Origin of the sequence: Enorma shizhengliae (assembly GCF_009676995.1) — a bacterium.
In the GTDB taxonomy this organism is placed as follows: Bacteria; Actinomycetota; Coriobacteriia; order Coriobacteriales; family Coriobacteriaceae; genus Enorma; species Enorma massiliensis.
Map to the genome: position 1 here is coordinate 43640 of NZ_VTFZ01000005.1, position 14174 is coordinate 57813.

At 63.2% G+C, this 14174-nt stretch carries 9 protein-coding genes, 1 tRNA gene and 1 other RNA gene; 2 read left to right on the forward strand and 9 right to left on the reverse strand.

What is annotated here, in order from left to right; translation table 11 throughout:
- Nucleotides 1-109: 109 nt before the first annotated feature.
- The 7 genes from GJE22_RS04870 to tadA form a co-directional block, all read right to left on the reverse strand.
- On the reverse strand, nt 110-835 hold the full coding sequence (locus GJE22_RS04870) for an ABC-2 transporter permease (protein ID WP_144688242.1): 726 nt from the start codon (nt 833-835) through the stop codon (nt 110-112).
- Nucleotides 836-1768 (reverse strand): ABC transporter ATP-binding protein, encoded by a 933-nt coding sequence (locus GJE22_RS04875; RefSeq protein WP_144688241.1) that lies wholly within the window; start codon nt 1766-1768, stop codon nt 836-838. It abuts the gene before it with no gap.
- 111 nt (nt 1769-1879) lie between these two features.
- Nucleotides 1880-2257: a GntR family transcriptional regulator gene (locus tag GJE22_RS04880; RefSeq protein WP_144688240.1), complete on the reverse strand. Its 378-nt coding sequence runs from the start codon at nt 2255-2257 to the stop codon at nt 1880-1882.
- A gap of 339 nt (nt 2258-2596) precedes the next feature.
- Nucleotides 2597-4471: an ABC transporter ATP-binding protein gene (locus GJE22_RS04885; RefSeq protein WP_144688239.1), complete on the reverse strand. Its 1875-nt coding sequence runs from the start codon at nt 4469-4471 to the stop codon at nt 2597-2599.
- Nucleotides 4464-6380 carry an ABC transporter ATP-binding protein gene (locus tag GJE22_RS04890; protein ID WP_144688238.1) on the reverse strand — a complete coding sequence of 639 codons (1917 nt, stop codon included), beginning with the start codon at nt 6378-6380 and terminating at the stop codon, nt 4464-4466. Before GJE22_RS04890 ends, GJE22_RS04885 begins: the two co-directional genes overlap by 8 nt.
- Before the next feature lie 312 nt (nt 6381-6692).
- Nucleotides 6693-6788, reverse strand: an RNA gene (gene ffs, locus GJE22_RS04895) — signal recognition particle sRNA small type.
- 667 nt (nt 6789-7455) lie between these two features.
- Nucleotides 7456-9483 (reverse strand): tRNA adenosine(34) deaminase TadA, encoded by a 2028-nt coding sequence (tadA, locus tag GJE22_RS04900; RefSeq protein ID WP_235895819.1) that lies wholly within the window; start codon nt 9481-9483, stop codon nt 7456-7458.
- Nucleotides 9484-9537: 54 nt separating this feature from the next.
- Here tadA and GJE22_RS04905 point away from each other — a divergent pair.
- Nucleotides 9538-9627: transfer RNA gene (locus tag GJE22_RS04905), tRNA-Ser, on the forward strand.
- A 632-nt stretch (nt 9628-10259) separates the two neighbouring features.
- Here GJE22_RS04905 and GJE22_RS04910 read toward each other — a convergent pair.
- The gene (locus GJE22_RS04910) at nt 10260-11306 is read right to left on the reverse strand and encodes a branched-chain amino acid aminotransferase (protein ID WP_144688237.1); all 1047 of its coding nucleotides are present in this window, start codon (nt 11304-11306) and stop codon (nt 10260-10262) included.
- Between the two features lie 501 nt (nt 11307-11807).
- Between GJE22_RS04910 and cysE the strand changes: the two genes are divergently transcribed.
- Nucleotides 11808-12542, forward strand: a complete 735-nt coding sequence (gene cysE / locus GJE22_RS04915; RefSeq protein ID WP_144688236.1) for a serine O-acetyltransferase — start codon at nt 11808-11810, stop codon at nt 12540-12542.
- Between the two features lie 292 nt (nt 12543-12834).
- Here the strand turns inward: cysE and GJE22_RS04920 are convergent, their stop codons facing one another.
- Nucleotides 12835-14139: a coiled-coil domain-containing protein gene (locus GJE22_RS04920; protein ID WP_186297415.1), complete on the reverse strand. Its 1305-nt coding sequence runs from the start codon at nt 14137-14139 to the stop codon at nt 12835-12837.
- Nucleotides 14140-14174 lie beyond the last annotated feature (35 nt).

Sequence of the window (14174 nt, forward strand, 5' to 3'; positions counted from 1 at the left end):
CCCTACCCCATCCGGCCAGCGCGGAACCGCTCAAAAAGCTCGAGGCTCGAATCGGAAGGTTTTCCACACATCGCCAAGCAGGCCGCACCGCAAGAGCGACAATCCCGCGCTACAGCTCGCGTCCCTCGTAGAGCTTGAGCGAGACGGCAGCAGAAACACCAAGCACCACAACCGTGAACGCTAGGAATATCGCGAAGCACGTCGCCACGCCAACGGGTGTCTCGATGAACCCCAGAAGCGAGGCGATGTTCCCAAAGCTCATGGACCCGTTGTCCAGAATACCCGTTCCGTTGATGATGAGCATGGGCCCCACGAAAAGCAGCACCGTGATCATGGGCAGCCACTGCGTGGTCTTGTTCTGGCCGAACTTGAAGTAGATGGGCGTCTCAATCGACGCGATCAGCGAGCCAAGCGCCATACAGAACGCGGTAGAGAAAACCGCCCCCAAGAACATGCCCTCGTCAAACGCGATGGCATCCGAGAGGCCGAACGGAAGCTCAACGACACTCCCCAAAGCCAGAATGAGCAGGCAGGCCGCCCAGCCCGCCGCCATGCCCAGGAACCCGAGCGTCACGATGACGCCGTAGCGGCCGAGCACCACATCGCGGCGGCTCACCGGCATGGTCAGCCGGAAGGCGCCCCAGTTGCTTTGCTCGTCGTAAGCGCTCGCCGACATGCAGCCCATCATGAAGAACATCATGGTGAGAATCGCCGGCGCGGCCACTATCGAACCCATACCCGCCGAAACGAATATCGAGACGAAAAAGCCAACGCCTATGAGCTGCTTGATGTAATCACGGAAAATCGTCATTTCCATAAGGTACGCGCGCTTCATTTACCGCACACCACCTTTCAGGGTAAGGGAGAGATAGTCGTCGATGGACATCCGGTCGCACGGAACGTTGGGGAAGTTCTCGGCGAAGACAAAGCGGTCAGGAACGAGCAGGTCGATGCCATAGTCGTTCTTGCGATAACGCAGCTGGCCCTCGGGGATGATGCCGCTTGCGCAGATGCGCTCGAACTCCGCCACGCGGCAGCGGGCGATGCCCATCTCGTCGGTGATTTCGTCTTTAGCCAAGTCGAAGACGATCCTTCCCTCATCGATGCAAAGCACCCGGTCCGCGATGCGCTCGAGGTCGGAGGTAATGTGGCTCGACATGAGGATGGCACGCCCAGGCTTGGCAACGAAATCGAGCAATCGGTCGAGGAGCTCGTCACGAGCCATGGGGTCGAGGCCCGCGGTCGCCTCGTCTAGGATGAGTACGCGCGCATCGTGGCTGAGCGCACAGGCGAGGCTGAGCTTCATGCCCATGCCGCGCGAGAGCTCCTTCACCTGCTTGGTAGCTGCAAGATCGAAATCGTGCGTGAGCTGCTCAAACATGCGAGGATTCCATGAGGCGTACGCATGGGAGAATACGCGCCCCACATCGGCGACGCGGAGGTGCCCGGGCATGGAAATCGTGTCGAAAACCACACCGATGCGCTCCTTCGTCACGGCGTGCACGGGGCGGGAGAGCTCGCTCGACGGGACACCGAGGATCGACCCCTCGCCGCCATCGAGCTTGACGAGGCCCAGCAGTGCCTTGATGGTAGTCGACTTGCCGGCGCCGTTCTTGCCAACGAAACCGACGACCTCGCCCTCGCTCACAGAGAGGCTCACGTTATCGAGCGAAAAACCGTCATAGTGCTTGATGATTCCGCGCGCCTCGATGAGCGGGACGTCCTGCGCGGCACCCGGGACCTGCCCCCGGCTTTCGACAATCGTCATCGTACTGTCCTTTCGGTTGACCCTGGGACCGAGGTGTCAAATCGGTCAAATTGGGGTCAAATTGGGACTGTCCCGTTTTGACTCACTGCATTTGACATTTCGGCCCCGTCATCAGTCCCCGTCTTCGAGCTGCAAGGTGAACATCTCGGTAAGCTCGGTCTTCGAGAGGCCCATGGCGCGGCCGGCATCGACCGCCTGCCCCATGAGGTCCTCCACCTGGCGCAGCTGCTCCTCGCGGATGAGCTCCGCATTGCCTCCGGCGACGAAGCTTCCTTTGCCTTGAACCGTCTCAATGAAGCCATCAGCCTCAAGGTCGGCGTAGGCGCGCTTCGTGGTGATGGCGCTCACCCGCAGGCTGTTCGCCAGCGCGCGAATGCTTGGGAGCTGCTCGCCCTCGGCAAGCTCGCCGGAGAGGATCATGGCCTTGATTTGGCCCGTGATCTGCTCGTAGATGGGCTTGCTACTCGCGTTGGAGATGATGAGTTCCACGAATCCGAATCCTTTCCGTTACCTGGATGAGCGAGCGCGAAACCTCGACGCCGCGCATCCGCAGCGCCCAACGGGGCGTCCCCCGCCAGGCAACAGGCTTGCCGGACGTCTCGATAAGCCTGTTTGGGCATAGTGTGTATACCCGTTAAGTACAGTATATACACACCTATACACAATGCAAGAAGTTTTTGAATGAACCGGCAACTGGTTGCTAGCGCGAGCGCGGAGGCGCTGAAACGCAGGCACCGGGTGTCTGCGTTTCATCACACGCGAAGGTGAGGCGCGCATGAGACAGATGTACCCGGCACGATTGTCTCACGCCGAGCGGTCCCGCTTCGCTTAGGCGTAGGTAAACTGCGAGGTATATAGCTCGGCGTAGGCACCGCCCGCGGCAAGCAGCTCATCGTGCGTCCCGCGCTCGATAATCTCCCCGTCACGCATTACCAGAATGCAATCGGCATTGCGAATGGTGCTCAACCGATGCGCGACGATAAAGCTCGTCCTTCCTTCCATGAGCTCGTCGAACGCACGCTGAACCTGCAGCTCGGTGCGCGTGTCGATGCTCGAGGTGGCCTCGTCGAGCAGAAGGATGGCCGGATCGGTGAGCATCACGCGCGCGATGCACAGCAGCTGACGCTGGCCTTGGCTAAAGGTGCCGCCGTCTTCGGGGATCACCGTGTCGTAGCCCTGCGGTAGAGCGCGGATGAACGAATCGGCTCGCGCTCGCTCCGCCGCCGCAACGACCTCCTCGCGCGTCGCATCGGGCTTGCCGTACGCGATGTTGTCGTGCACCGTGCCCTCGAAGAGCCACGACTCCTGCAGCACCATGCCGAAGGCACGCCGGAGGCTATCGCGCGCGATGCACGAGGTGTCTGCGCCATCCACGCGTATTTCGCCAGCATCCACATCGTAGAAGCGAAGCAGCAGGTTGATGAGGGTCGTCTTGCCGCAGCCCGTTGGTCCCACCAAGGCGTAGCGCTGCCCCGGCTGGGCGTGCACGCAGATATCCCTCAGCAACGGGCGGGTGGGAACGTAGGAGAAGTCCACGTGCGCGAGCTCGACCTCGCCCCGAGCATCCACCAACTCTATAGCACCGGGGGCATCGGGTTCTTCTTCAGGCGCATCCATGAGCGCAAAGAGGCGTCGCGCCGAGGCGAAGGCGGCCTGGATCTGCGTGATTACGCCGGTGATCTCGTTAAACGGCTTCGTGTACTGGTTGGCATACGAGAGGAAAGTCTGAACGCCGCCCACCGTGAGCGGGGCGGGCCAACCAGTGATAACGCACACGCACCCCATGACCGCTACGATGGCGTAAATCACGTTGTTCACGGCGCGCGTTCCCGGATTGGACAGCGAGCTCAGGAACTGAGCGCGCTCGCCGGCAACATAGAGCTCTTGGTTGAGGGCGTCGAACCCCTTGAGCACCTCGTCGCCATGGGCGAACACGTCTACGAGCTTCTGGCATCCCACGAGTTCCTCGACGTACCCGCCGAGCTGCCCTTGGATGCGCTGCTGGTCGATGAAGCTCGAATGGGAGAGCCGTGCGATCGCGGAGGCCACAAGCACCGAGAGCGGCGTCACGAGCACCACGACCACGGCCATGGGAACCGAGATGGAGAGCATGAACGCAAGCGTCCCTGCAATCGTCACCGCTCCGGTAAAGAACTGAGTGAGCCCCTGGAGCAAGCCGTCGCCAACTTGATTGGCGTCGTTGACCACGCGACTCATGAGGTCGCCGTGCGCGTGGCTGTCGATGAACGAGATGGGCATGCGGCTGAGCTTGTCGTTCGCTTGGGTGCGCAAATCGCGCACGGTCTCGTAGGCGAGGCGATTCACACAGTACCCCTGCACCCACTGGAAGGCGGCCGCACCCACAATGACCACGATGAGCTGCAAGAGGAGGGGCACGAGCGCGTTGAAGTCCACCCGGCCCGCCGCGATGATGCAGTCGATCCCGCGCCCCACAAGAATGGGCACATAGAGCTGGAGCACGACCGAGATGGCCGAGGCGGCAAACGATAGCAAGAACGAGCCCAGGTGTGGACGAATGCATCCGATGAGCCGGCCGAGCACCTGGCCTGTAGTGAGCGTGCTCTTGAGCGAATCGTCCCGGCCGCTCGGCGCGTCGGGGCCGCCCGAGGCGCCACCGGCACCGCCCGAGATACTCGAGGCAACCGTCGCCACCGAGCCCACCGCACCGTACGGATTAGCCATGGCGCACCTCCTCATGACGTGAGACAGTTGTGCCGGGTGAAACTGTCTCATCCTCGACGCCTTGGGAGGCGCAGATCTCTTGGTAGATGGCACAGGTACGAACGAGCTCGTCGTGCGTGCCGAGCCCTACCACGTTGCCGCGGCGCATGACACAGATGAGGTCCGCGGCACGCACGCTGGCAACGCGTTGCGAGACCACCACGACGGCCGGGGGCAGCTCCCCAGACGCAGCAGCATCGCGCCCGTACGACGCAAGCGCCACGCGCAGGGCGGCGTCGGTCTTATAGTCGAGCGCGGAGGCCGAGTCGTCCAGAATCAGCAGCTTAGGTGCCCCCACGAGCGCTCGCGCAATGGTAAGGCGCTGGCGCTGGCCGCCGGAGAAATTCTTGCCGCCTGCCTCAACCGGGGCATCGAGACCGTCGGCCAGCGCGCGAACGAACTCCGCCGCTTGCGCAAGCTCGAGTGCACGCCAAAGATCATCGTCCGTGGCCCCCTCATCGCGCCAGATGAGGTTGGAGCGGATGGTTCCCGAAACGAGCATAGCCTGTTGGGGTACCATGCCCACGACCTGCCTGAGCTGCTTGAGCTGCCACGCGCGCACATCGCGGCCAAGCACCTCGACCGCCCCTTCCGTCGCGTCGTAGAGCCGCGGGATGAGCGAGACGAGTGTCGACTTGCCCGAACCCGTTCCGCCGATCACGCCGAGCGTCTGTCCCGGCATGAGCGTGAGCGTCGCATCGTGCACGGCGTCCGCAGCCGCACCGGGGTAAGCAAAAGAGACGTTACGCAGGGCGAGCGTGGGGATCCGCTCCGCTCCGTTCGGCAGCCCCGCGTCCGCCCGCTCCGCCGGGCGCACCTGTTCCGCCGTGTCCGGCAGCCCCGCGCCATCCGCTCGCTCCGCCACACCCGGCAGCCCCGCCGAGCTCAACAGCTCCACGGGCTCGGCGCCCTCGTCCGTCACGCTCGGCTGGCACGCGAGCACCTCGTTCACGCGTGCGGCCGAGGCGCTCGCCTTGGTAAACACCACCACGAGATTCGCCACGTATACGATAGAAAGCAGCGCTTGGGTCATGTAACTCACAAAGGCCACGACCTGACCCTGCGTGAGCTCGCCGATGTTCACCTGGATACCACCCGCCCAAAGGATGGCGCAAACAGCGAGGTACATCACCAAAAACGTCACAGGGTTGAGCACCGAGGAGAGCCGGCCGACCGCAATGGCGGTAGCGGCTTGATCTTGGGCTGCATCGGCGAGGCGCCGCCGTTCGTGCCCCTCTCTAACAAAGGCGCGCACCACGCGAACGCCCGACAACCCCTCGCGCACGATGAGCGCGATGCGGTCGAGCTTCGCCTGCATACTGCGGTAATACGGAATGCATGCCTTCATGACGAACCAGAAGAGGCCACCCACAGCGGCCATCGACACCACAAAAATGAGTCCGAGCCGCACGTCGATAGCGAGCGCAGCGACAAGCGAGCCCACGGCCAGAAACGGCCAGCGCATGAGCTGCCGTATGCCGAGCGCGATGGCAAGCTGAACCTGGTTGACGTCGTTGGTGATGCGCGTGGTGAGCGAAGGCGTACCAAAGCGGTCGAGGTCAGCATGCGAAAGCGCGTTGATGTGCTCGTACAGGCTGTGGCGGATGCTTGTGCCCATGCCCTGCGATGCGCGCGAGGCCATCTTCTGGCAGGCGAGGGCGAAGAGGATGGCCACAGCGGCCATCGCGAGAAGGATTCCGCCGCCCGCGAGCACGGGCTGAACGCTGCGCGTGCCCACGCCCGCGTCGATCATATAGGCCACAATGATGGGCGTGAACAGGTCGAACACGACTTCGATAAGCTTGCAGAGCGGACCGAGAACAAGGTTCGCGCGGTACGAGCCGCCGAAGCTTTTGAGGAGCTTGAACATAGACCGCCTTCGGTCGGGCAATGGATTGCTCAAGCCATGATAGGGCAAGCTGGTTGAGCTCGCAAAACGAAACGGCATGAACTAGTGGGTGCAACAAGGAATTAAGAGGCACACGCCGGAGCGGGACCGAGTGCGGAGGGTCTAGCGAGTGTGCTCTCTATCTAGCAGCGCGCTCCTCGCCCGGCGGGCGTGCTCCCTGCCTGGCAAGTGCCCTCTCTCGGTAGGTGTGCTCCCTGCTTGGCAAGGTGCTTCTCGCCCGGCAGGCGTGCCCCCCTGTCTGGCAGCGCGCTCCATATACAAAAAGCGCCCGTGCGCTCGATGGATCCGGGTGCCCGGCAGAGGCTCCTTATGGCTGCTTCCTCCCGGACCTGACCAGGTTCGGAACATATCGTCACCCGAACCCATCGAACGCGCTAGGCGCTTGGTCTATGGTACCCGCTTCCACCGCCGCCGTCTAGGAAAACATCGATTAATCCCAACAGACGAGAAATCGCGGCACGCCCGCCTCTGCATATTTGGAATTAACGGCGCTCATTGCGGCAAATCGGAAGCTGCTCCCTGTTCACCGAGCCGGCTCCGGAACCATCCTCCCGCTCGGTGGGGCAAATATGGAGTTACCCCTCCTCTGGCTCTGCAAATCCCGAGTTATCGACAGCGCTCCGGCCCCCGGCGTTGCAGATATGGAGTTATGCTCGGCGAGTGCGGCAGATTCGGAGTTATCGGCAGCGTCCCCCCTCGCCCAACGTAGCAATTCTGGAGTTAAGGACTCCCAGTGCTGCAGATCCGGAGTTACGGGCGCCTGTGGAGGCCGATAACTCCGGATCTGCAGCACTCGGCGCGGGTAACTCCGAATCCGCAGCGCTGGGCACCGAATAACCCCAAATCCGCAGCGCTGGAGAATCGAGCTCAATGGGCAAGACTGCTCCAGCAGGCAATCCGCCAAATTCGGCAACCCGTCGTTGCCGGCAGCCACCCACGATGAGCATGGGATGGCCCGAATCCGCCGCCTCGAATTCACCCGCATGCGGCACTGAACATGCCCAGATAAAGAATCGGGGGCCCAGAGCTGCCAACCTTATAGCAAATACGCGCGGATGGCGGCCTCGCCGGCGGCACGGAGGTTGGCGCGTGTCTGGCTGGGGTCGAGAGCATGGAAGAGACCCATCGGCCTACGCACGATGGGCAGAACGAGGTCGACTCCTTGCTCGTACACGGCGTCAAGATCATCGGCTCGACCACCCACCACAGCAACCACGGGCACACCGGCGGCCCGGGCGCGGCGCGCCACGCCGAGCGGCGCCTTGCCGCCCGCCGTCTGGCCGTCCATCAATCCCTCGCCGGTTACCACTACATCGCAGCCGCGCAGCGCCTCATCGAACCCGGCGCGATCAAGCACCGCATCAATCCCGGGCGTGAGCGCGCCCCCAAGCGCGAGCACCGCCGCGCCCAAACCGCCCGCTGCACCCGCTCCGGGCACACCGGCCAGCGAGCGGAAGCGCGGGGTAGCCACCGCGCGACACGCCGCATCGAGCAGCGCCCCGTAGCGGACCATCCAGCGGTCGTAAGCATCGAGCGCGTCGGGGTCTTGGGCCAGCCCCTTCTGCGGACCAAAAACACGCAGGGCGCCTCGCAGCCCCACCAGCGGGTTCGTCACATCCGAAAGCGCGATAAGGCGCGCAGGCCCGAGCGCCTGCACCGCCGGCCCCAAATCGATAGAAGCGACCTTCTCAAGTCCCACGAGACCCGTTGGGATGTCCCGACCGTCCGCATCGAGCAGCCGAGCGCCGAGCGCCTGCAGAAATCCCGCACCGCCGTCGTTGGTCGCGCTCCCTCCAAGGCCGAGATAGATGGTTTGCGCGCCGGACGCAATCGCGTCGAGCACCAGCTCACCCACGCCGTAAGTCGTGGCAGCGAGCGCAGCTTGGGGAGTTCGGTCAGAGCTACCGAGGCCCGCAACGACCGCCATCTCGATGAACGCTTCATGGGAAGTGCCGACGGAGTGCTCGGGGCCGCGCCCGCTCTCAGCGTGCACCGTGGAGAATGCGTCGTTCTCTTCTACCGAACGCACGGCTTCCGAATTTGCAGTGGAACCATCATCCGCTGTTGAAGACTCATTACTTGCAGCATCGAACAGCAAATATTCGGCGGAAACAACGCGTCCGAACGCGTCGTGCGCCTGCGCCGCGCGCCTCGTCGTTCCGCCCGATGCCGCGAGCGCCTCCCCCGTCCCTTCTCCTCCGTCTCCGACAGGCATAGCCGTCACCCGCGCATTCGGACACGCATGGAGAATGCCCTCGGTCACCCATGCTTCTGCCTGAGCGCTCGTGGCGGAACCTTTGAAGGAGTCGATTGCCAGGAGCACACGGGGAGAGGGGCCCAACAAAGCGGCAGCGCGCGCACCGTCCGTGGCACGGGAAGCGGAGCCTGGATGGGCAGCGGCACGCGCATTGTCCGCGGCAAGGCCAGTCGCACCGTCCGCAGCCGCAGCATGAGCACCTTCGGCACGCGGCGCCGTCGCATCCGCTGCATCTCGCCCACGGCACTGAGTCAACATAGGGCCGTTTCGAGAACGCAGGGCCTCGTCTCGTTTCGAGACGTGCGCGTCGTTCGCACGCCCCTCACCCCGAAGCTCGGCAAAAAAAGCCTTGAGCACACCTGCGCACTCGTTGGAAAGCACACCCGCAGTCACCTCAAACGCATGGTTAAGCCGTCGGTCGGCATTCAGCTGGTAAAGTGACCCAAGCGCGCCGGCCTTGGGGTCGGCCGCGCCGTAAACGCAGCGGGTCACGCGCGCGTTCACCATAAGACCCGCACACATTACGCAGGGCTCGAGGGTCACATACACCGTGCAGCCCGTGAGCCGCCAGCGTCCGAGCGCGTGAGCCGCCGCGACCATCGCCGAGAACTCCGCATGCGCAGAGGGGTCTTCGTCCAGCTCACGACGGTTGTGCGCCCGGGCGATGATCTCGCCTTCGTAGACCACAACAGCCCCGATGGGCACCTCGCCTTCCGCCGCTGCCGCATGCGCCTCGGCCAGCGCCTCGCGCATGAAGCGCTCGTCGAGCCCGCCCAGAGACATGTCGATATTCCGCTCGTCGCCCACGGCCGTCCCTCTTTCTCACGCCGGTCGGTATTCGATGCTATCATTACCTACCACGGAGAGATGGCAGAGCGGTTGAATGCGGCGGTCTTGAAAACCGTTGGGCGCGTGAGCGCCTCGAGGGTTCGAATCCCTCTCTCTCCGCCATGGTGAATGCCAAGCCTGCGTTCCTTTGGGATGCGGGCTTTTTTCTGCAGCGGATGAGGAATTCGAACCCTGTGAAGGTGCGGAACTGAGGAAACGCGGAGCGTTTTCCAGCGAAGCACGCATGACCGCGCGAACGGCCGCAGCGGACGGCGGCGTGAAGCGGCGCCCCGAACCCCCCTCTCAGCCATAGACGCTCGTAGCCCGTGCCGGTCACCCGGCTCGGGCTTTTTTCTGCAACGAGCGAGAGATTCGAACCCACACAGCGCCTCACCCAAAACGTGTACACGAGCGTCAAAATCTGGCCGAAAAACGGCGATTCGTGACGCTCGTGTACACGTTTTACGCAGCAGGGGGGGTGCACTGATATGGGCTCGAGGCATATAAGCCCGAAGCGCGGGCGAAGCGGTGCGCCGCACGCGCCCCATGTACGCGAGCGAGCGCAGCGGCGCACACGCCACGCAAATGCACGCGAGCGAGCGCAGCGATGCTCGCCCAAAGCTGCTACGACCCTCCCCGCCCCAGCAAGGCCGTAAACGCAGGAGGCCCCGCTTCCCCTTGTTCCGTAATCCGCAGCGCGCAGCGCGAGGACATCGGAACAAGGGGGAGCGGGGCCTCCGCCGGGAATGAACGACCTATGCGACCTTAACGATCCAGCCCTCAGGACCCTCAATCTCGCCAGCCTGAATACCGGTGAGCGTCTCACGCAGCTTCTGCATGACCGGGCCCACGTGCTCCATGCCGCCCTCGCCAAAGACGATCTCTTCGTCGCCATTCACGACCTTGCCCACCGGGCTGATGACGGCAGCCGTGCCGCACATGCCGCATTCGACGAACGCGCCCGCTTGGACCTCGGCAAACTCGACCGGGCGCTCCACCACGGTCATACCGAGCATATCGCGCGCGACCGTAACGAGGCTGCGACGCGTGATGGACGGCAGAATGGAGTCGGTGTGGCTCTGCGGCACCACGAGCGTGCCGTCCTGGTCAACGAAAAGGAAGTTGGCACCGCCGGACTCCTCAACATAGGTGTGAGTCATGGGGTCGAGGAACATGTTGTCGGCGAAGCCCTCGGCATGCGCCTGGACGCTGGGATACAAGCTCATGGCGTAGTTGAGGCCGGCCTTGATGGCGCCGGTGCCATGGGGCGCTGCGCGATCGTATTCGGGAACCTTCACGGCCACGGGCTTAACGCCACCGGAATAATACGGGCCCACGGGCGTCACGAGGATGCGGAACTGGTACTCATCTGCCGGCGCAACGCCGATGACCTCGCCCGTTGCCACCATGAACGGACGAACGTAGAGCGTAGCGCCCGAGCCGAACGGCGGCACCCACGCCTCGTTGGCCTTGACGACCATCTTAACGGCCTCGATGAACTTGTCCTCCGGGAAGGGCGGCATCACGATGCGGCGAGCGGAGTCTGCCATACGGGAGGCGTTGAGGTCCGGGCGGAAGCAGACGATGTCGCCGTCTTTGGTGGTATAGGCCTTGAGACCCTCGAAGACCTCCTGGCAGTAATGGAAGATGCCCGCGCACTCGGAGAGTGTGAGCGTGTGATCGGTGGTGAGGCCGCCCTCCTCCCAAGCGCCGTCCTTGTAGTTACAGACGTAGCTGTAGTCCGTGGGCTGATAGGCGAAGCCGAGGCTACCCCAGTCGATATCCTTCTTCTCTGCTGCCATGGGTGCTCCCCTCGTATCGAAACGTTGAACCGTGCGCAAACGCAGAGCGCAATCGCGTGCCCTTTATGGTACTCCGTTCACACGCGTCACCGAGAGGTTTCTTGCTTATGAGCGATTTGTTAACGGATGGCGCGGCAAGGGGCGCAGACCTGGGGAGGTGATTTGTTAACGGATAACGCAACGAGGGGAGTGGATCTGGGGGCCATTTGTTAACGGATGGCGCGGACCTGGGGGCTATCTGTTAACGGACGCCGCGGCAAGAGAGCATGTGCCCTAGGAAAACACTCAGCTTTTGGAGAAGCACCCCCTCGCATGAGGTCACCTCGTGAAGGGCGCTGGCCCCGTTTCCTAATCCTAGTAATTCGCTATACTTAACCGAAAACGCTCGGGCGCTCAGGCTTCACGCCGCCCGCCCCGAGCCGCCGGTCGAGCATGGGACAGGCTCCGTCGCAATCGCCCCATCTCGCCCGCACGCCCGCCATCATGCCAAAAGGGGCAGCCATGAGCTTTATCGACACCATTCGCGAAGATATCGGCACCGTCAAGACGCACGACCCCGCCGCCCAAAGCGACTTCGTGATCTTCCTCTCCTACCCCGGCCTTCATGCCAAGTGGATGCACACGCCCGAGCACTGGCTGTGGAACCACGGGGCACGCGGCCCCGCGCGCGTGCTGAGCCAGGTCACGCGCTTTTTCACCGGCGTCGAGATTCACCCCGCAGCGCAGTTAGGGCGTCGTTTCTTCATCGACCACGCCATGGGCGTCGTCATCGGCGAGACCACCGTGGTGGGCGATGACTGCGTGCTCTACCAGGGCGTCACGCTCGGCGGAACGGGCAAGGAGTGCGGCAAGCGCCACCCGACGCTTGGCAACAACGTCACGGTGGGCGCCGGCGCCAAGGTGCTCGGCAACATCCAGATCGGCGACAACGTCAAGGTGGGCGGTAATTCCGTCGTGGTAAAAGACGTGCCCGAGAACTGCACCGTCGTAGGCATTCCCGGGCGCGTGGTGCGGCGCAACGGCTGCCGCATCGTCGAGGAGACCTATAACCGCGACAAGCACCGCGAGAACATGCCCGACCCGGTCGAGGAGCAGTCGCGCCTGAACCGCGAGGGCATTCGCAAGAACCATCAACGCATCGGCGACCTTGAAAAGCAGGTAGCCGACATGGAACGCCAGCTCGCCGAGCTTACCGAGCTTGTCAATCAGTTCGTTCAGCAACAGCAGAAGAGATAGAGACGGTCGGGCCGGTTCCCATCCGACATGAAAATGGCCCAGCTGGGACGCAGTAAAAAAGTTCGAGGCTCGAGTCGGAAGATTTTTCGCGACCCGCCGAGTAAGCGCCGCGCTCACATTGGTGCGACCTGCGGTTTTGGTAACGCGCAAGCGGGGTCTAATCGGCTTGTCCGCAAAAACCTTCCGACTCGAGCCTCGAACTTCTCCGCAGCGTTCAAAAACGCCCAAAACAGCAGGGGCCGGCCCCAAGGCCAGCCCCAAAATCCGCGAAAATCCCTACGAGGAGCTCTTGCTAGTTGCGCTCGGCGAGGTTGATGCCGTTCGCCCAGCCCCAGCGCGGGGTCACCGTCGTGCCGTAGAAGCTGATCCAGTAGTCGAGGTCCTGCGTCTCGATGTTGCCCACGTTATGCATGACCCTGTTATCGCCAATGTAGATGCCAATGTGCCCGTAGATGCGCCCGGCCGAGGTATGGCTGTGCGTTGACACGGCAATAAGCATGCCCACCTGCAAGTTCGCCTTGCTCGAGCTTGTGCACCAGGCGTTATACATGTCGTTCGCGTTGCCTCGTACGCGGCTAAAGCCCGCATTTTGCATCACCTGAGAGACCCACAGCGCGCAATAGCCGCTACCCGGAGACGGCGTGTAATAGCACGAGTTGACGACGCGCTTCTGCGCCCCGCTCGCCGCGCTGTAATCCTGACCGCTTCCGCGCTCGGGCAGAACCGGGGGATTGGGGTTCCGCGACGCCGCAGCCTCCTGGCGCCTGCGCTCCTCCTCGGCCTCGGCCTTCGCAGCGGCGAGAATCTCCGCATCGCGCTGAGCGATGAGATCTTTGACCTCGCTATCGAGGTTGTTCAGAAGCTCCTGCGTCTCCTGCTGCTTGGCCTGCATCTGCGACAGCTGCTCGGCCTGCTGGGTCTTGAGCTCCTCGAGCTGGGCCTTCTGCTCCTCGAGCTGGGCCTTCTGCTCCTCGAGCTGCGACTGAATCTGCTCAATCTGCGCGATGACGGCGCGGTCCTGCTCGTTCACCTTCTCGAGGTAGTACGCGTTCGAGATAAGGTCGTCGAGCGTCGTGGCCGAGAGCAGCACCGAGAGCGCCTCGTTGCCGCCCGTTTTGTAGTTCGTCGCAACACGGTCGGAAAGCAGCGCCTGGTTCTCTTCCAGTTCTGCCTGCTTTTCCTCAATTTGCTGCTCGGTATCTACGATCTGCTGCTCGACATCCTCGATCTGGCTGAGCGTCTCATCTTGCTTCTTGCTGAGCTCCTGATACTGGGTCGAGATTTCGTCGAGCTGCGCCTGGACCTCGTCGTACTTCGCCTGCGCATCGCTCAAGGCGTCGAGCGTCTCCTGCGTGGCCTGGGGCGTAGCGAACGCACGCACCGGATTGGCGAAGAGCGTCGCCGCGCCCGCCATGGCGAGCATGGCCTTGAGAGCGGAGCGCCGCGAGACGGCAGCCGCTTCGCCGCGTGCCGCACGGCCTCCATCGCCTGATGCAGGGGTGTCCGTCGCCTGACAATGGCCACTCTGAGCGGTGGTTGATGGATGAAGTTGCGCCCCGTCTGCGCAAGACGAGGATGCGTAATCGTGGTGTGACATACGTGCTCCGATGTAAGTGTGTTTATATGTCGCCC

Excerpts from the sequence above, each read along its gene's own strand:
- GJE22_RS04890 (WP_144688238.1), bottom strand. The coding sequence starts at position 6,380 with ATGTTCAAGCTCCTCAAAAGCTTCGGCGGCTCGTACCGCGCGAACCTT.
- GJE22_RS04875 (WP_144688241.1), bottom strand. The coding sequence starts at position 1,768 with ATGACGATTGTCGAAAGCCGGGGGCAGGTCCCGGGTGCCGCGCAGGAC.
- GJE22_RS04885 (WP_144688239.1), bottom strand. The coding sequence starts at position 4,471 with ATGGCTAATCCGTACGGTGCGGTGGGCTCGGTGGCGACGGTTGCCTCG.
- cysE (WP_144688236.1), top strand. The coding sequence starts at position 11,808 with ATGAGCTTTATCGACACCATTCGCGAAGATATCGGCACCGTCAAGACG.
- GJE22_RS04910 (WP_144688237.1), bottom strand. The coding sequence starts at position 11,306 with ATGGCAGCAGAGAAGAAGGATATCGACTGGGGTAGCCTCGGCTTCGCC.
- GJE22_RS04870 (WP_144688242.1), bottom strand. The coding sequence starts at position 835 with ATGAAGCGCGCGTACCTTATGGAAATGACGATTTTCCGTGATTACATC.
- GJE22_RS04920 (WP_186297415.1), bottom strand. The coding sequence starts at position 14,139 with ATGTCACACCACGATTACGCATCCTCGTCTTGCGCAGACGGGGCGCAA.